The sequence below is a fragment of the Acinetobacter sp. YH12218 genome, from assembly GCF_013417925.1.
Lineage (GTDB): Bacteria > Pseudomonadota > Gammaproteobacteria > Pseudomonadales > Moraxellaceae > Acinetobacter > Acinetobacter amyesii.
The window spans coordinates 1-19,084 of record NZ_VPDB01000056.1; the positions used below are offsets into that span (position 1 = coordinate 1).

15 protein-coding genes, 2 pseudogenes and 1 riboswitch are annotated in these 19,084 nt (G+C 43.5%); of the genes and pseudogenes, 5 read left to right on the forward strand and 12 right to left on the reverse strand.

The window, feature by feature from the left end; all coding sequences use genetic code 11:
• Nucleotides 1-121 (forward strand): annotated as a pseudogene (locus FTV03_RS13550) (IS30 family transposase); the annotation flags it as partial.
• 9 nt (nt 122-130) lie between these two features.
• On the opposite strand, the gene FTV03_RS13555 reads toward FTV03_RS13550, so the two are convergent.
• Nucleotides 131-709 carry a TMEM165/GDT1 family protein gene (locus FTV03_RS13555; protein WP_180041739.1) on the reverse strand — a complete coding sequence of 193 codons (579 nt, stop codon included), beginning with the start codon at nt 707-709 and terminating at the stop codon, nt 131-133.
• A gap of 74 nt (nt 710-783) precedes the next feature.
• Nucleotides 784-926: riboswitch (yybP-ykoY riboswitch) on the reverse strand.
• A 58-nt stretch (nt 927-984) separates the two neighbouring features.
• On the opposite strand from FTV03_RS13555, the gene FTV03_RS13560 reads away from it, so the two are divergent.
• A complete protein-coding gene (locus FTV03_RS13560; protein WP_180041741.1) occupies nt 985-1,692 on the forward strand; it encodes a methyltransferase type 11 in 708 nt (235 codons plus the stop codon).
• Between the two features lie 48 nt (nt 1,693-1,740).
• On the opposite strand, the gene FTV03_RS13565 is transcribed toward FTV03_RS13560, so the two are convergent.
• From FTV03_RS13565 to FTV03_RS13575, 3 genes are all read right to left on the reverse strand, one after another.
• Entirely contained in the window at nt 1,741-3,708 is a 1,968-nt protein-coding gene (locus FTV03_RS13565; protein WP_180041743.1) for a 2-oxo acid dehydrogenase subunit E2, read from the reverse strand.
• A 2-nt stretch (nt 3,709-3,710) separates the two neighbouring features.
• On the reverse strand, nt 3,711-6,413 hold the full coding sequence (aceE, locus tag FTV03_RS13570; RefSeq protein WP_180041745.1) for a pyruvate dehydrogenase (acetyl-transferring), homodimeric type: 2,703 nt from the start codon (nt 6,411-6,413) through the stop codon (nt 3,711-3,713).
• A 281-nt stretch (nt 6,414-6,694) separates the two neighbouring features.
• Nucleotides 6,695-7,390 (reverse strand): M23 family metallopeptidase, encoded by a 696-nt coding sequence (locus FTV03_RS13575; RefSeq protein WP_180022341.1) that lies wholly within the window; start codon nt 7,388-7,390, stop codon nt 6,695-6,697.
• Between the two features lie 106 nt (nt 7,391-7,496).
• Here FTV03_RS13575 and FTV03_RS13580 point away from each other — a divergent pair, with 106 nt between their 5' ends.
• The gene (locus FTV03_RS13580; RefSeq protein WP_168379402.1) at nt 7,497-7,937 is read left to right on the forward strand and encodes a DciA family protein; all 441 of its coding nucleotides are present in this window, start codon (nt 7,497-7,499) and stop codon (nt 7,935-7,937) included.
• A gap of 97 nt (nt 7,938-8,034) precedes the next feature.
• Here the strand turns inward: FTV03_RS13580 and lpxC are convergent, their stop codons facing one another.
• From lpxC to gshB, 8 genes are all read right to left on the reverse strand, one after another.
• Nucleotides 8,035-8,937, reverse strand: coding sequence for a UDP-3-O-acyl-N-acetylglucosamine deacetylase (lpxC, locus tag FTV03_RS13585; RefSeq protein WP_180002680.1), 903 nt, complete (start codon nt 8,935-8,937; stop codon nt 8,035-8,037).
• A gap of 125 nt (nt 8,938-9,062) precedes the next feature.
• Nucleotides 9,063-10,253 (reverse strand): cell division protein FtsZ, encoded by a 1,191-nt coding sequence (ftsZ, locus tag FTV03_RS13590; protein WP_180041748.1) that lies wholly within the window; start codon nt 10,251-10,253, stop codon nt 9,063-9,065.
• A gap of 159 nt (nt 10,254-10,412) precedes the next feature.
• Nucleotides 10,413-11,675: a cell division protein FtsA gene (gene ftsA, locus FTV03_RS13595; RefSeq protein ID WP_078190573.1), complete on the reverse strand. Its 1,263-nt coding sequence runs from the start codon at nt 11,673-11,675 to the stop codon at nt 10,413-10,415.
• A 68-nt stretch (nt 11,676-11,743) separates the two neighbouring features.
• The gene (locus FTV03_RS13600) at nt 11,744-12,598 is read right to left on the reverse strand and encodes a cell division protein FtsQ/DivIB (protein WP_078190574.1); all 855 of its coding nucleotides are present in this window, start codon (nt 12,596-12,598) and stop codon (nt 11,744-11,746) included.
• 3 nt (nt 12,599-12,601) lie between these two features.
• The gene (locus FTV03_RS13605; RefSeq protein WP_078193219.1) at nt 12,602-13,531 is read right to left on the reverse strand and encodes a D-alanine--D-alanine ligase; all 930 of its coding nucleotides are present in this window, start codon (nt 13,529-13,531) and stop codon (nt 12,602-12,604) included.
• Nucleotides 13,532-13,590: 59 nt separating this feature from the next.
• Nucleotides 13,591-15,039, reverse strand: coding sequence for a UDP-N-acetylmuramate--L-alanine ligase (gene murC, locus FTV03_RS13610; protein WP_078190576.1), 1,449 nt, complete (start codon nt 15,037-15,039; stop codon nt 13,591-13,593).
• 14 nt (nt 15,040-15,053) lie between these two features.
• Nucleotides 15,054-16,151, reverse strand: coding sequence for an undecaprenyldiphospho-muramoylpentapeptide beta-N-acetylglucosaminyltransferase (gene murG, locus FTV03_RS13615; protein ID WP_168379398.1), 1,098 nt, complete (start codon nt 16,149-16,151; stop codon nt 15,054-15,056).
• Nucleotides 16,152-16,454: 303 nt separating this feature from the next.
• Complete coding sequence (gene gshB / locus FTV03_RS13620; RefSeq protein ID WP_078190578.1) at nt 16,455-17,399, reverse strand: glutathione synthase; 945 nt, start codon at nt 17,397-17,399, stop codon at nt 16,455-16,457.
• A 328-nt stretch (nt 17,400-17,727) separates the two neighbouring features.
• On the opposite strand from gshB, the gene FTV03_RS13625 reads away from it, so the two are divergent.
• Together FTV03_RS13625 and FTV03_RS13630 are read left to right on the forward strand one after the other, a co-directional pair.
• A complete protein-coding gene (locus FTV03_RS13625; RefSeq protein WP_180041750.1) occupies nt 17,728-18,630 on the forward strand; it encodes a sensor domain-containing diguanylate cyclase in 903 nt (300 codons plus the stop codon).
• Nucleotides 18,631-18,755: 125 nt separating this feature from the next.
• Nucleotides 18,756-18,941, forward strand: a pseudogene (locus FTV03_RS13630) (DUF3565 domain-containing protein); the annotation flags it as partial.
• Nucleotides 18,942-19,084: the final 143 nt, after the last annotated feature.

The following is a 19,084-nucleotide window of genomic DNA, read 5'->3' on the forward strand; positions in this document are numbered from 1 at the left end:
GTCAAACGAACAAATAGAGCAGATAGAATTTGCACTCAACCATCGTCCTAGAAAAACACTAGGTTGGTATACACCGAGTGAAGTTATGGCTGGTTTTTATACTGTTGCACTTGCCGCTTGAATCCGCCATTTAAAATAAATAGTGTTGTGCCAACGCAGCCAAACCAATCACCAAGAATACTAGGGCGCCAATTTTATGAATCAGTGAAATCGGTAGTTTTTCAGCTAGCTTGTTCCCAATAAATACCGCAGGCGCATTAACCAACATGATGCCTAATGTCGTCCCCAAAGTCACCCAGCCAATACTGTCAAAGCGTGCAGCCAGTGCAACAGTGGCAATTTGGGTTTTATCTCCAATTTCAGCCAAGAAGAACAAAACGAAAGTGGCGGTGAAAACCCCATATTTTTGCCACTTATTGATACTTTCAGATTCATCATCCAATTGATCGGGGATCAACATCCACACCGCCATAGCAATAAAGCCCAGAGAAACGATCCACAATAAAACGGTTGGACTTAAAACAGTGGTAATCCATTGACCCAGCACAGCAGAAACCCCGTGGTTCACCACAGTCGCGAGGAAAATTGCAATTAAGATCGGAACGGGTTTACGAAAACGTGCAGCAAGCAGTAAGGCAAGTAATTGTGTTTTATCGCCCATTTCTGACAGGGCAACAACAGCAAGGGAAATGAAGAAAGCGGTTAACATGGTGCATTTCTCTGGCTAGCAATAACATATACCGATGACTTATCCCTCCTGCTAGCCAATGTGCAGAGTGATAAATCAAAGGTCTTGCCAACAAAAGAAAGCTACGAAGAGCTCATTTGGTTCTTTGCTATGATGACCATGCTCGTTTTAGAGCAAATATGTTGACCATCACCTTTTTACTTTGCGTAAAAAGCGGCTACTCCCCAATGAAGTAATGTTATTCTAGCGAGGAATGCATGTTTTCGCAATTTTAATTTTCGATGACTCAATTTGATATGCAAAACAATAATCAAAAATTTCAAGAATTTATTCAACACTATATACATGTGCAGGATGTATTAATTATTGCAGGTGGTCCATCTCAGCTCAGTTTTGACTTAACCACCATTCAGCCCTCAAACAAGCTGCTAATCATTTGCTGTAATCAAAGTTTTCTTCAACTTCCTCAGGCTCAAATTGCCCATCATTCAGATTATGCGTGGTGGTTACACTATCAACCCATGCTCAAAGCATCCTTTCGAGGTGAGATCATTAGCGGATGTGGTTTAGGTCACAACCGTCCATATCCTGAACATGAAGTGATTAACTTTAAAACCGTGCGCATCGATACGCAAGCGGAGTTATTTCATTCACCGTACTTTGTTTATGGTAATAATTGCGGCCTTCAAGCCTATTCACTCGCACATCTCTTTCAACCGCAGCGTATTTGGCTGATGGGCTATGACTTCCAGCACCAACAGGGCCAAACACATGCGTATCAACATCAACATGTGCAAGAACTGGGGCATTATGAAAAGTTTTGGGGTTTATTTTTAAAAGACTTCCAACGCTTTGAACATTTACGACATAAGCTTTGGTCGACGGCGCAGCCACATCGTACGCTTCCACTCACCTATAACCTCAACGCAAACTCGGCATTAAAGCTCTACCCTTCACCCATTGAACTTCCTGATTGGCTTTGTCAGTCCACCACCACGCCATAAAAAAACCCTGCCAAAGCAGGGTTCATTTTGAAACTTAAACAGGTCAGATTAGATCAATAAAGTTCGGATATCTTTGAGCAGCTTCGTCAGTTTATTGGCAAAACGTGCAGCGTCCGCTCCATTAATCACACGGTGATCGTATGACAATGACAGCGGCAGCATCAAACGTGGATCAAAGCTTTCACCATTCCATACTGGCTGCATGGTTGCAGGTGAAATACCCAAAATCGCCACCTGTGGCCAGTTGACCAACGGTGTAAATGCCGTGCCACCAATTGAACCCAGACTGGTAATGGTAAAGTTCGCACCTTGTAAATCTTTCGGCGACAATTTTTTGTCACGTGCTTTTTGACTCAGCTCACCCAACTCAATTGCAATCTGCTTAATGGATTTTTGATCTGGATTACGCAGTACAGGCACAGTCAAACCATCAGGCGTTGCAACGGCAATCCCCATATGGATTTCATTGCGTAACAATACTGACTTGCCATCATCAGACAAATGACCTGCAAATTCACGCTCTTCTTTCAACAAATAAGCCACTGCTTTGATGATGAAAGCCATAATGGTTAAGCCAATACCTTCTTTCTTAAAGTTAGCTTTTAAATCATTACGCCAAGCTTCAAGATCGGTAATATCCGCAGCATCGAATTGTGTTACTTGCGGGATAAAGTTGTTTAAAGACAATTGCGGGATCGACACTTGTTGTAAACGCGTCAAAACTTTCTCTTCGACACCACCAAAAGCATCAAAACTTGGCAACTTCGGCAAACCTAAAACCTGTGCCACAGCTTGAGCTGCAGGTGCAGCTTGCGGAGTGGTCAAACGGGTTTTCACATAAGCGAATAAATCTTCTTTCATTAAACGCTCATGCGGGCCCGATGCTTTGACTTCTGCCAAAACCACACCCAATTCACGTGCAAGCTTACGAACGGCAGGTCCTGCATACACTTTGGCATTGGCAGCATTTTGCTCTTTGGTGAGCTTATCTGCGCCTTGTGGTTGCGGTGCTGTTTCAACTTTGCTTTCAGCTTTTGGAGCAACTGTCGCAGGCTGTGCTACAGCTGGAGCAGATTTCGCTGCTGGCGCGGGTGCTGCAACAGCTTGACCTTCGGCTTCAATCGTCACTAAAGCGACGCCTTCAGAGACACTTTGCCCTAACTGAACATGAACCGCGGTGATTTTACCAGCTGTAGAGCTTGGCACTTCTACCGTTGCTTTGTCTGATTCCACCACGATGATGCTTTGGTCTTTTTCAACCACATCACCCACAGCGACTAAAATTTCAGCCACTGCTGCTTTATCAACACCTAAGTCAGGCACTGCAATTTCAACAGGTCCAGACGCCGCAGCCGTAGACGACGCTAGTGTTGCTGCAACAACAGGCTGTGCAGTTTCTTGCACAGGAGCCGATTCAACAGCAGCAGATGAAGCCGCCGTTTTTACCGTTAAAATCACTACGCCTTCTTTCACCACATCGCCAGCACTGATCGTGATCGATTCGACACGGCCTGATACAGTACTTGGGACTTCGACTGTCGCTTTATCTGATTCCACCACGATAATGCTTTGATCAACATCAATCTCATCACCAACAGAGACCAAAATCTCACTCACCGTAGCTTTTTCTACACCAATATCAGGGACTTGCACATCAATACTTTGCGACTGTGGAGCATTGGCTGCAACAGGTGCTGCTGCAGATTGTTCTGCTTCCACAACCGGTGTTGGTTCTGCTGCTTGGTCTTCAGTTGCATTTTGTACTGGCTCAGCTGTAGCAGCACTTTGACCTTCTGCTTCCAACTCGATCAGCACAGCACCTTCAGCAACACTGTCACCCAGATTAACTGCAATGCTTTTCACCACGCCTGCCGAAGTGCTTGGCACTTCAACAGAGGCTTTGTCAGACTCTAACAACACAATGCTGTCATCAACGCTAATGGTGTCGCCGACTTTCACTAAAATCTCAGCGACCGTTGCTTTATCTACACCAATATCAGGAGTCGTAATTTGCATGATTAGTTCTCCTCTTTGTAGTCAGCCACAGCATGCAGTTCCGGCGTTTCCTGCGGAGCCCATGCCACTGGACGGTCAGTATCTAGTTCAAAGCTTGAAATGGCATCTTTAACCAAACGTGCATCAACTTCGCCTTCATCCGCGAGTTTTTTCAATGTTGCTACCACAATATGTGCGGCATCGACACCAAAGTAGCTACGTAAGTTGCCACGTGTATCTGAACGACCATAACCATCTGTGCCTAATGCAACGAACGGACGATTGTCTGGAAGATAGGCACGGATTTGTTCGCTATATGCACGCATGTGATCGGTTGCCGATACCACAATACCGTCTTTTTCACGAAGTAATTGAGAGACCCAAGCTTCTTTCGTATCTTCAGCCAACGGATGTAGGCGGTTGTATTCTTCACACGCCATACCATCACGAGCTAATTCGTTAAAGCTAGTGACGCTCCACACATTTGAATGAATTTGATATTCATCACGAAGGATTTTCGCTGCTTTAATCACTTCACGCAGAATCACACCTGAACCCATCAACTGAACCGTTGCTTTCTCATCTTCTTCGAAGAGATACATACCACGTTTAATGCCTTCTTCAGCACCTTCAGGAATAGCTGGATGTTCGTAGTTTTCATTCATTACTGTTAAGTAGTAGAACACACGCTCTTGGTTCACGTACATGCGTTTTAAACCGTCATGTACGATTACTGCCAACTCATAACCAAAACATGGGTCATAAGAAATACAGTTTGGAATCGTATTTGCCAAGATATGTGAATGACCATCTTGGTGCTGTAAACCTTCACCGTTCAGTGTTGTACGACCCGCAGTTGCACCTAACAAGAAACCTTGCGCCTGTGCATCACCTGCAGCCCATGCAATATCGCCAATACGCTGGAAACCGAACATCGAGTAGTACATATACATCGGAATCATTGGCAAGTTATTGGTTGAATAACTGGTTCCTAACGCAGCCCAAGCACTCATCGCACCCGCTTCGTTAATCCCTTCTTGTAACATGTGACCATCTTTAGCTTCACGGTAATGCATCAACTGTTCTTGGTCTTCAGGGGTATATTTTTGACCATGCGCAGCATAGATCCCCAACTGACGGAACATACCTTCCAAACCGAAAGTACGCGCTTCATCTGGCACAATTGGTACGACACGATCTTTAATGGCTTTTTCTTTCAATAATGATGAAATCAAACGTACCATCAACATGGTCGTCGATTGCTCTTTACCGCCACTGCCTTTCAGTACCGCATCAAACACAGACAATTCAGGAATCGCCAGCTGTTCACTTTCTTTACGACGTGCAGGTAAATAACCACCCAATGCCTCACGACGCGCCTTCATGTATTTCAATTCAGGCGAGTTTTCACTCGGACGATAGAATGGCACTTCTTCAAGCTGTTCATCGGTAAATGGCAAGTTGAAACGGTTACGTACATATTTCAACGACTCAAGCTGCATTTTCTTGATTTGATGCGTCTTGTTGACTGCTTCAATCTCTTCCGACAAACCATAACCTTTGACTGTTTTTGCCAAGATAACTGTTGGCTGACCTGTTTCCTTCATCGCTTCGGCATAAGCCGCATACACTTTGAATGGGTCATGACCACCACGGTTCAGGTTATCAATATCTTCATCGCTTAAGTTGCGAACCAACTCTTCAGCTTCAGGATATTTACCAAAGAAATGCGCACGCGTATACGCACCGCCTTTCACTTGATAGCGTTGGAAGTCACCATCAACCGCTTCTTCCATCACCGCTTTTAAGGCACCTGAATCATCTTTTGCCAGTAGCGGATCCCAATGACGACCCCATACCACCTTAATCACACGCCAGCCTGCACCACGGAACAATGATTCAAGTTCTTGAATAATTTTACCGTTACCACGAACTGGGCCATCTAGACGCTGTAAGTTACAGTTCACGACCCAAATCAGGTTGTCGAGCTTTTCACGGCCTGCAAGTGAAATGGCACCTGTACTTTCAGGCTCATCCATCTCACCATCACCGAGGTAAGCCCAAACTTTACGGTTTTCTTCTTTGATCAGGCCACGGTTCATCAAGTACTTTTGAATGTGTGCTTGATAGATCGACATGATCGGGCCTAGACCCATCGATACGGTTGGGAACTGCCAATAATCTGGCATCAAGTACGGATGTGGGTATGACGGCAAACCTTTACCCCCCACTTCACGACGGAAATTATTTAAATGTTCTTCAGTCAAACGACCTTCTAAGAACGAACGTGCATAGATACCCGGTGCACAGTGACCTTGATAATAGATCATGTCACCGCCAAAGCTGTCGCTATTGGCACGGAAGAAGTGGTTAAAGCCCACGTCATATAAAGTTGCAGATGATGCAAAACTTGCCAAGTGACCACCTAAGTCATCACCTGTTTTATTGGCACGCAGTACCATCGCTAAGGCATTCCAGCGGATCAGCGCACGAATACGGCGCTCCATATCCGAATCACCCGGCATAGGCGGCTGTTCTTCAACTGAAATGGTATTTAAGTAAGGAGTATTTAGTCGCTGAATGGGAACGTGCTTAGCAATCGCTTGTTGATAGAGTTTTTCAAGCAAAAATGCAGCGCGGTCAGTTCCCATGTGCTGTAAAACTGAATCAAATGCGTCCTGCCATTCTTGGGTTTCTTGCGCATCTGTATCGCCATAAAACGCCATACTTCACCTATCCTATGTGCTAAATATATGGCTCTATTAGTACCATATTTTGGCTAGGCTCAGTTATCGCCACAGATGAATACGAAATAGCTCTGTTATTTATTTACTAAATACTCATTGATTAACAATTACACAAATTTACATTTTTGGGTCAATTTTCGCCATTTTTCATACAGACAATATTTTTTAAAATGATAATTTTATAGTTATTAGCGATAAATAAAAAAGCCATTGTCTGTAGAGGTTCAGACAATGGCTTCGCATATAGATGTTATATGTGCTTATGGTAACATCGCTAAATACGTTGATGGATTTTTACGTTGACCATCTTTCACTACTTCGTAATGCAAATGTGGGCCAGTACAACGACCAGTACAACCAACGTTAGCAATATGCTCACCCGCAGCAACACGGTCGCCTACACGTGCAATTAAGCGTGATGCATGTGCATAACGTGTCAGGTAACCATTACCATGGTTGATTTCAACATATTGGCCATAACCTGTGCCCCAGCCTGATTTAGTTACTATGCCAGGGCCTGTTGCATAAATAGGTGTGCCACTTGCCGCAGAAAGATCTAAACCTGAATGATTTTCTGCACGGCCACCCATGGTACGACCACCATAGTTTGAGCTCACGCGCTTCATGTCTGGAAGTGGGTGGGCAATTAACCATGAATATGGATTATTTGAACTTGCTGAATAGTTTTGAGAGGAATTGCTTGAACCGTATTTTTTTGCGATTGTCGCATTGTTGAGTTCAATTGATTTTTCACGAATTTGAACATTCAACTTCGTTTCCGCTGGAACATCAATATCATTGCTTTCAGAGTAAGCACCTTGAGACAAAGTGCGAGTTAACTGTTCAATACGATCTGATGATGAGTCTGCTTGATTTAATTCAACTAAATCTGCAAAAGCGACTGAAGCGGCCGAAGCTGCCAATGAAAACGCCAATAAAATACGTCGTAAATGCATAAAAAACCTCTATAAACTGTTCTCTTTTGTTCCTTGTGTGATTTCGTCCTTGATATCAGCCAAAAGGAGCGCATAAGATTAAGACATAAACATGTAGGAAATATGTATGTCAGAACCTGTCAACGTCTTTCAACCAACAAGAAAACACATAAAAACAGGAAACTTGTCGTTTCTCTCAACGCAAGTTGCTGTATGGCAGAAACTTACGAAAATTGTTCAACCGCTATTGCCCCAACCGGATCAATGGCAAGTTGTTTGTTATATAAATGGTGTACTTATATTAACTGGAGAAAATCAGGCACTGATTAGTCAGTTGGCCTATTTGCAAAAGCAATATATTGCACAATTATCACAAATATACGAATTCAAGGATTTGCACAAGATTCAAGTCCGTCTGAGAACTCCGTCTCCAACGCCCCATTCCCCTGAAAAAATTTCAAGAACCCTCAGTACAGAAACTCAGGATTTACTCCGTAATGCTGCTGACTTTGTGAGCGACCCTAAGCTTAGCCAAGCAATGCTGCGTTTGGCAAGCAATAAAAAGTAACCACCCAGTTGTAACAGACAAATTTGAATGCTCAGAATGTGACAGACTTAACACTTACAAATGATACAATATAACATCACTATTATAAGACAATGACTTATGTCACATTCACATAACTAATTGGGCAATCATTAATGTCATCAAATGTTACAATTTCATAGCTATCTGGATCACTTTTGACATTGCGTAATAACTGATTATTTAATGCATGACCTGACTTATAGGCATCATATTTCGCAATAATTTGATGACCAAGCAAATATAAATCACCCACAGCATCTAATATTTTGTGACGAACAAACTCATCCGAGAAGCGTAAACCCTCTTCATTGACCACACCATTTTCATCTACGCCAATGGCATTTTCGAGACTCGCCCCCAAAGCCAAATTATTGGCTTTGAGATAATCCAAATCTTTCATAAAGCCAAAAGTCCGCGCTTCACTGACTTCATAGACAAATGTTTCGGTTGAAAAGTCGATGGTTGCCGATTGAAATTCTTTCTTAAATGCAGGATGGTCAAAATCAATCGTAAAATTTAATTGGAAACCGTCATGCGGTTGGAAGGCAGCACGTTTATCATCGATCAGTGCTTCGACAGGTTTGCGTATTTTTATGAATTTTTTAGGTGCATTTTGTTCTTGTAGTTCACCTTGCATAAGCAAATAAATGAATGGGCCGGCACTCCCATCCATAATGGGCACTTCAGACGCCGACACTTCCACGATCAGGTTATCAATCCCTAAACCAGCAATCGCACTCATAATGTGCTCAATTGTGCCCACCTTAGCATTTTCTTGCACCAAGTTAGAACACATGAATGCTTCTTGAATCAGCATAGCATCAGCTGGAATATCAATCGGTGGATTTAAGTCGATACGACGAAACACAATGCCCCCATCGGCATGATGTGGCACAAAGTTAATCATCACTTTTTGCCCACTATGCAGTCCGATGCCACTCGCTTTCACGATGCGTTTCAGGGTACGTTGTTTCAACATGTGTCTTCTATCATCAGTTCACAAAACCGCTATACGTTAGCATATTTAGCCATTGATAAAAAACAAAAAGGTAGCTGATCAGCTACCTTTTGCAATCAATAGACACTTAAGTCATTGAATTTGTTTTATTTACGTTGCTGATTTTTCAAGTAGTCTTGAATACTCATTGGCGTAGGGCGTGAATTCGATGCTGACGCCACCGCAGCCGCCGGAGCAGCTGCTTCATTATGTTGACGTTGAATCGCTGGTACATCATCTTCATCTACAGGAGCTTGTGCAGAAGCGACTGTACGTGTTGCTTGTGCGACAGGGCGTTTCACTGGCTCAGCAGAATCGGCAGAATTACGCGTTAAACCCGTTGCGATCACAGTTACACTAATTTCATCACGTGCATCTGGATCAAATACCGTACCGTAGAACACTTGACCTTCATCAAGATCCACAATTTGGTTCACTACATCTGTGATTTCTTCAATTTCACCGAAGGTTACGTCATCGCCACCTGTTACGTTAATCAAAATGCCTTTTGCATTCATGATGGTCACGTTATCTAACAATGGGCTACGGATCGCTTGTTCAGCAGCTTGACGTGCACGGTTTTCACCACGACCAGAACCTGCACCCATCATGGCATAACCACGTGTACTCATCGCAGTTTTCAAATCGGCGAAGTCAAGGTTGATATGACCAGGACGCACCACAAGATCAAAGATACTACGTACAGCATTTAACAGTACGTCGTCTGCTTTTTTGTAAGCATCTTTCATCGAGATATCACGGAACACTTTTAGCAGGCGTTGGTTCGGAATAATAATTAGAGAATCAACATGTTGCTCAAGGGCTTCGATACCTTTCTCAGCAGATTGCTGACGACGTTTACCTTCAAAGTTAAACGGAGTCGTCACCACACCTACAGTTAAGATACCCATTTCTTTGGCAATTTCAGCAACAACCGGCGCAGCACCTGTACCAGTACCACCGCCCATACCTGCAGTCACGAACACCATGTCCGTTCCTTCAAGGTGTTGGCGAATCAACTCACGGCTTTCTTCAGCAGCAGTTTGACCCACTTGTGGATTTGCACCTGCACCCAAACCACGGGTACTTTGCTCACCCAGTTGGATTTTAAATTGTGCATTCATGCGATCGAGTGCTTGTTTGTCTGTATTGGCACAAACAAATTTCACACCCTCGATATCTGATTCCAACATGTGTTGCACAGCGTTACCGCCAGCACCACCTACACCGAATACTGTGAAACGGGCTTGACCGTTGCTGTCGCTTTGATCATCTTCTAAAAATTCAAATGAGGCCATGCCTAAAAAATTCCTAATCCATAATTGGCAGACACTTCAGCCCGTATACTGCCTTGATCTTAATAAAAATTGTTTTTTAGAATGCTGTCCAAGTTCCAGCTTGTCAAGTACAAGCAATAATCCGTACAACTTCCCAACAATATTCCCAAATATTTCAACTTAAAAGATCGACTTCAAGGTGTCATTGAAGCCCGACCATGCCCGTTTTACCCGATTCAATACTGAAAGTTTTTCCGTATCTTCTGGCTCAACGATCGTATCTTGTGTTTCGCTTTGACTGAAAATTAACAGACCTGCGGCAGTCGCGTATTGTGAACGACGTAAAGCTGCTTGCTGTTGATCATCGGCATACACTTGCATAGGTGGATTACCTAAATGTGCAGAGACACCTAAAATCCGGCGTGCAAATGTCACCATTCCTTCAATTTGGCAGGCATCACCTGTGAGTACAACACCATGGTATAAACCATGAATTGCACCATGATCGACCAATTCATTACGCACTTGATTAAAGATTTCTTCATAGCGCGCAATAATGATTTCGGTCAGTTCAATACGGCTAATGGTTTGTGGACCATCAATCCCTTGGAACTGAATCATACTTTCAGGTTTAACCACTTTCAGGTCGACACAACCATACAACAGCTTAATGCGTTCCGCTTCTTCTGTTGTGGTTTGCAATACAGCAGCAATATCACGTGTTACATGCTCACCGCCACGTTGCAAGGTATGTGTCATCGCCAAGCGACCATCTAAATACACCGCGATATTGGTCGTACCTGCACCAATATCGACCAAGCACACACCATATTCTTTTTCATCTTTAAGCAAACTGGCTTCAGCTGTTGCTAATGATGAAATGACCATGCGTTCAACACCAATATTGGCGCCTTTTAATGCACGATCCAAATTCTGCATGGTGCTGATGGGCAACATCATCAAATGATAATGCCCTGTCATACTCCGTGCTGACATGCGAATCGGGTTTAATACCCACTCAGGTTCATCATCTAGTTCAAAACCTAAAGGTACAGCACTCACCAAATAGTGGTCAGACGTTAAATGACTGGCTTTGGCCAGTTCTAATGCACGCACCACTTCATTGGTGGTAATCGCATGGTCATTATTTTCAATTGGAGTGCGACCAGAGGCATAAAAACTTTTTAGTTCAGCACTTGGAATGGAAATCCACGCAGAATGTACACGACATTCCGCCATATCTTCCGCTTCCTGCACTGCATTTTTAATTGCGGTAACAACTTTATCGAGACTGACAATTTTCCCTTTATTCATGCCGCGGTTACGAGCGGTCGCCATCCCTACCACTTGGATATTGTCTGGCGCGTGTACCTTACCAATCAAAACTGAAACTTTGTGTGTCCCAATGTCAATCGCAACAACCGAGGGAACAGCTTCATTCATTATTTACTACTACCATTCACATGTTTGTTTAATTTATGGCTTAAAGCCTCTACTTATAAAGCCGATCATTATGGCTTTACCGGCGCTGCATTCGCAATGCCTATGTCATCACTGGTTACAACAAACTGACCATTTACCGACTTTGCTGGCACAGAGTTTTTCCATTGAATCGCTAAACCATTTCGGTAGCGCAAATCGATGGCAGAAATTCGTGGCCATACAGGTTTTAAGTCACTGTGTGCGAGATAACTTAAACGCTGCAACTTACTCATGGTCTGATCTTGATCGACAATCACGCGTAAGCCTGAATCAAACTGCATAAACCAAGTCATTCGTTCGGTTAAATATAATTCTTTTAAACGAATGCCAACAGGTATAAATAATTGATTAATTTCATTATAGCGACGCATCATCATTTTGGACTGACTCGTCGGCCCATGCAATAACGGCAAATTCTGATGATTGGTCGGGGTTAATTCGGCAAATACATCACCACTGTCGCTTAACAGTCGCCCAGTTCCCCAACGTGCAATCGCTTGACGCGGCATCACCCGTACACGAATTGCATTTGGCCAAGCACGTGATACCACCACGCGATCGACCCACGAAATTTCTAAAGTACGGTCACGAATGACACGTAAATCAGAGGTAAAATAATTTTGAGTCATCATCGGTGAAACGTATGACATCACTTGTTGTTTTTCTTGGGCGCTACGCACACCCACCACATCAAGTTCAGCCACACGTGCATCCGTCATGACTTTATATAGCCCCCAAATTCCGGCAATCAAAACCACACATGCAATAAACAACAACAGCCATCCACCCACATTGGTAAGCTTTTCCTTACGTGTCGGTGGTTTGTCATGTATCGATGTCGTTGCTGCACGTTTACGGCGCATAGACGCAGGAAGTTGAGCCATAATTTAGTGTGCCGCACCTGTCAGGGTTTGTTCCAAAATCGCGACACAAAGATCATCAAAACTATAACCTACGGCATTGGCCGCTTTTGGCACTAGAGAATGACTGGTCATACCCGGAACAGTATTTACCTCAAGTAACCAGAAGTTTCCTTCTGCATCCTGCATCGCGTCAATACGGCCCCAACCACTCGCACCTACCGCTTGGAAAGCGCGTAAAGATAAAGCTTGTAGACGCTTTTCTTCATCTTCAGTCAAGCCACATGGAATACCATATTGCACATCGTTACGGTTATATTTCGCTTCGTAATCGTAAAAAGCCACATCTGCAGGCGGTTCTAAACGAATCACCGGTAATGCCTGACCATTTAAAATCACAATGGTAAATTCACGTCCGGTAATCCATTTTTCAGCCATCACAACTGCATCATGCTGGGTCGCTTTTGCAATTGCGGTTGCAAAGTCTTCAATTTTTTCAACTTTGCTCATACCAATGCTTGAGCCTTCATGCACCGGCTTAATGATAAATGGCAAACCAATTGAATCTACAATTTCTTGTAAATCTGAATCTTTGCTGACAATACGATAAGGTGCTGTCGGTAGTTCTGAACCTTGCCAAACTTGTTTAGTTTTGACTTTATCCATACCAATCGCCGAGCCTTGAACGCCCGTTCCAGTGTACGGAATGTTTAACCATTCCAAAGTACCCTGAATTTGACCATCTTCACCACCACGGCCATGAAGTACGATAAATGCACGGTCATAAGCCACCAACTCAGTCACACTGCGTTGCTGCGGATCAAATGCTTCGGCATTTACACCCGAACGCACCAATGCTTCAAGTACAGCTTTACCACTATCGAGAGAAACCTCACGTTCGGCAGATTTCCCACCTAATAACACGGCAACTTTGCCGAATTTTGAAGCATTTGACACGTTTATATCCTTAAACTTTTATCTACAGTCTAAACAAACTTTGGATCACCAAGCGGTGATCATTTTACATAGAGATTGTTTTGAGCAAGTTCGATTGAGATTGCTCCAACATTACCTGCGCCCTGTGTTAATAACAAGTCATTTGCTTGTAACACTTTTTTCATTACTGCTTGTAAGTTGCCTTCTACTGGATCGATGAGAATCGGCTCAACTTCACCACGGAGACGAATGCTTCGAGCCAACGCACGACTATCCGCACCCACAATTGGTTTTTCACCTGCAGGATAAACTTCTAATAACAACAGTTGATCGACTTGAGACAAGACATCGACGAAGTCATCAAAACAGTCACGCGTACGACTAAAACGGTGTGGCTGGAACATCATCACCAAACGACGATCTGGATGACTTGCACGTGCAGCTTTAATGGTCGCTTCCACTTCTTTTGGATGGTGACCATAGTCATCGACCAATTTCACCAAGCCATCTTCAACTTCAAATTCGCCTTGTACTTGGAAACGACGACCTACACCACTGAAGCTTTCTAAGGCACGCGCAATCGCAGCATCAGAAACGCCTTCATCCGTTGCAATACCAATCGCTGCCAAGGCGTTTAAGATGTTATGAAGACCTGGCAAGTTAATGGTTAAACGTAACGGCTCACGGTCTTTACGCAAAACTGTAAAGTGTGATTGCATGCCTTCTTGAGCCACATCAACGGCACGAATGTCGTTGTCTTCATTGAAACCATACGTCACGACAGGACGACCAATACGCGGCATAATTTCACGGATGTTGGCATCATCACCACACATCACAGCTAAACCGTAAAATGGAAGGCGCTGTAAGAATTGTACGAAGGTATCTTTCAATACATCGAAGCTACCGCCATAGGTATCCATATGGTCCGCGTCGATATTAGTGACAATCGTTGCCATCGGCTGTAAATGCAGGAATGACGCATCTGACTCGTCCGCTTCTGCCACGATATAACGACTTGCACCCAATGCAGCATTCACACCAGTACGATTTAACAAACCACCAATGACATAAGTTGGATCCAGATTTTCTTCTGCCAACATGCAGGTCACAAGACTGGTTGTCGTGGTTTTACCATGCGTCCCAGCAACGGCAATACCATGACGGTAACGCATTAATTCACCCAACATTTCTGCACGACGTACAACAGGTGTACGGGTTTCAATCGCCGCTTTCACTTCTGGGTTTTCAGAATCAATGGCTGTTGATACCACGATTACATTGGCACCTTGAATATTTTCAGCAGCATGACCGATGAAAACTTGAATGCCATTTTCTTCAAGCTGAGCCGTGGTTTTCGACGCTTTAATATCTGAACCTGAAACTTTATAGCCTTGGTTTTTCAATACTTCGGCAATACCGCACATGCCCGCACCACCAATTCCAATAAAATGGATGTGTTTAATACGGCGCATTTCTGGCACTTTAATGAGCTTTTTCGCTTGATCGGCAGGCGTTGATGGAGACATAGATTACTCGAATTTTACAAATCTTGAATTAAACCAACCACGTGCTGTGTCGCATCGGGTTGTGCCTGTTGTCGAGCCTTAACCGCCATTTCCATAAGTCGTTGGCGATTCATCAGCGGCTTCAACAACGCTGTTAAACTTTCTGCGGTCATGTCCGCTTGTGGGCAAATTTTTGCGGCATTGATATTGGCCAAGAACCCTGCATTTGCAGTTTGATGGTCATCCACAGCACTTGGCAGAGGAACAAACACGGCTGCTACACCTGCTGTCGCAATTTCAGTGACGGTTAGCGCACCAGCACGGCAGATAATCAAATCCGCTGCAGAATAGGCTGCTGCCATATCTTCAATAAACGGCTGAACTTCAACTTGCATATGTTCAGGTGCATTTGCATAACGAGCCAATGTGCTTTCAGCGTTATTTTGACCACACTGGTGATATACACTGAGTGGCTGTTCTAATTGCTGCAAGGCTGCCGGCACACATTCATTTAAGGCACGTGCGCCCAGTGAGCCACCCACAATTAAAACCCGTAATGGCAACCCAGCTTTTTCACGCTCTTGGTAACGCCATGACGGATTTAAAATTTCTGTAATTTCTTTACGTACAGGATTCCCTGTGGTTACGATTTTATCTTGTGCTGGAAAGGTATTTGGAAATGCCTGACAAACAATTTTGGCCACACGTGACAACTGCGTATTGGTAAAACCTGCCACCGCATTTTGTTCATGGATAATGACTGGAATGCCCAATGCACGAGCTGCCAAGCCACCCGGCCCAGCCACATACCCCCCAAAGCCTGCAACTGCATCGACTTTGAGTTGTTTCATATAACGCATGGCACTCAATGTAGCTTTGAGAATTTTAAATGGTGCCATCAGCTTACGCACGACTCCATTGCCGCGTACGCCTTGGATATCAATTTGATAAATTGGAATATTATGATTTTTAAGCAGGCGATTTTCCATGCCTGTTGGCGTTGCGAGCCAAGAAACTTCACAGCCTTGTTGTTGCAACTCTTTGGCAACAGCGAGCGCTGGAAAGACGTGACCACCGGTTCCGGCAGCCATCATCATGACATGTTTCGGCTTTACTTGCGTTACTTCGGTCACTGTCTAATTCTTCAATTCTAAAAAGAGGCTAATGATATTCGATTTTAAGCAAACAATTGTAATCACAAACGCATGACCGTGAAAGGTAATTTACTTTTTTTCAACAGGCGTATGATTGTTTTTTTCTACTATTTTAAAAGTTTAAACTAGTTTTATTATTAATCTATGAGAATTGAAAAAAAATCAGACAATTTTTCACTTTAATTGCATTCACTTACAGTTTTTTTGCTTTTTAAGCTCCCCTCCCCTTAGCGCAGGCCAAAAAAAGAGCCCGTGAAGGACTCTTTTAAATCTAGTGCAAAATTAAGCTTTTAAACCTGCCTCAAGGACATCAAATAAATCATCGGCAATCGAGGTGCCAAATTGCGCATCAATTTCACGTACGCAGGTCGGACTGGTGACATTGATTTCAGTCACGTAATTACCAATCACATCCAAACCAACAAAGACCAAACCTTTTTCACGAAGGAATGGTCCGACTTTGGCTGCAATGGCTTTATCATTTTCGGTCAATGGACGCGCCTCGCCCAAACCACCTGCCGCCAAGTTGCCACGCACTTCACCATTTTGCGGAATACGCGCCAAACAATACGGTACGGGTTCGCCATTGATCATCAAAATACGTTTGTCACCATCCACAATTTCAGGGATGTAACGCTGCGCCATAATCGGCTGTGTGCCATTATTGGTCAGGATTTCAATGGTTGAACCAATATTAACGCCATCTTGGTATAAACGGAAAATGCCCATACCGCCCATGCCGTCTAATGGCTTCACAATCACATCGCCGTGTTCTTGCAAAAATTCACGAATCAGGCTTTGCTGCGAGGTCACTAAGGTCGGTACTTGAAGTTCAGGGAATTGCGTCGCAAACAATTTTTCATTGCAGTCACGTAGGCTTTGTGGCTTGTTAATAATCCATGCGCCTTCGCGTTCAGCCTGTTCCAAAATATAGGTGGTGTAGACAAAGTTCATATCAAACGGCGGATCTTTACGCATCAAAACCACGTCATAAGCTGCAATTGATTCTTTTTGTTTTTCGCCGAGTTCGTAATAGTGGTTGTAATCTTCAAAAACTTTTAGCGGAGAAATCAAACCAAAGGCTTTGCCTTGATCGATATATAAATCTTGCTGTAATGCATAGCCTAGCTCATGTCCACGACGTGCTGCTGCCCACAGCATGGCCATTGAGGTATCTTTTTTTAGGTTTACATTTTCGATGGGATCCATCACAACAAGTACACGCATTATTCAGTGCTCTGTTCATTATTAATTTATGAATGAGTATAGCCGAGATTTTTCTTTTGTTTATTCTGATTTTGCATGTGTATGTATGGATTCGTGTGATGCAGGCGATAATTCGATATATTTCTATCATCGGCCTTATCTCAATAAAGGAAATAAGCCGTGAAAGCATTATGGCGTTAGGCCTGTGTAAATCGACGCCAAACAATCGATACAGATATTCATCACATCTACATCTCGCCCATCACTATTTTTGGTGAAAAAACACGTGCTTTTTATTTTTTTTTAGCTATTGTGTTAATTATTGTAAATAAAGAAATAGAATTAATTAATGATCAACATTGAGCAGATGGCTATCATTCTTAATGCTTTGCCAGACCCTGCTTTTGTCATATCGCGTAGTGGAAAATACGTTGCGGTTTTTGGTGGGCGCGATAATCGCTATTACCACGATGGTTCCGGTCTTGTTGGTACCTATATTTCAGATGTGATCAAGCCAGATAAAGCCAACTTGTTTATGCAACTGATCGACCAAGCTCTAGCGTCAGGAAATCTACTCATCGAAGAGTACGAATTGAGCAATAGGGATGTAAAAGGTCTGCCCGATTATGGTCCTGAAGAGCCCATTTGGTTTGAGGTGCGCATCCAAGCCCTCAGTTTTTCGGTAGATGAAGAAGACGTTGTGCTTTGGGTCGCAAGTAATATTTCAGCGCGTCACAACTTGGAAATTAAGCTGAAGGAACTCAGCCATACGGATCAGTTAACCGGTCTTTTCAATCGAAGAAAATTAGAGCATGACTTAGCATTACATTATGAGTCATACCTACGACATTCCATACAGACCTCGATTTTGATGTTCGATCTTGATAACCTCAAAAAAATCAACGACAGCAAAGGTCATCATGTCGGTGATGAGGCAATCCGAGCAGTCGCAGATATTCTTCGTTTAACGCTGCGCAAGACTGATTGCGCCTGCCGCTTAGGTGGAGATGAGTTTGTGGTCGCATTACCCAACACGGGCTGTGAACAAGCCATTCAATTTGCCAAACGGATTCATGAACATTCCAGAAAAGAATTAAGTCGGTTTTCAATAGATAACGCCCATGTCACCGTGAGCATAGGAGTAACAACCATCATGCCTGAAGATTGTACCTACGAAGATACAATTAAGCGTGCTGATCTAGCGCTGTATAAAGCCAAACATGGCGGGAAAAATAGAATTGTCGCGGCGTAAGCGTGCGGCAGAAATAAACCAAATTTCACAGTCTATTTAGCAATTTGATATTCAAGCCGTTGTGATTGCTCAGCATGAGCTCTCTCCCCTTTTCAACATAAGTTCAGTTTAGATAGGTGTCCGATATGCAGCAAGCCATTGTTGATTTTGCCTTGGATGATGAAAATCATTGGTATGCTATTTTAGCTTGTGGCCATACACAGCATGTCCGGCATGATCCGCCTTGGCAAAACCGTCCTTGGGTTATCACTGAGCAAGGACGGAACGAAAAGTTAGGGGTAATGTTGGAATGTAAGAAGTGTGATGAAGAGAAAAAAGGGAGCTGTAAGCTCACTGCTGTCCCACAATTTTTCACAAGAGGAAGCTCATTTGAGCTTCCTCTTGTTTTATGGGTATTTTATCGGGTGAAAATAAAGCTTTTAAAGTTCTTCTTTCAAACAAATTCACTTGAATT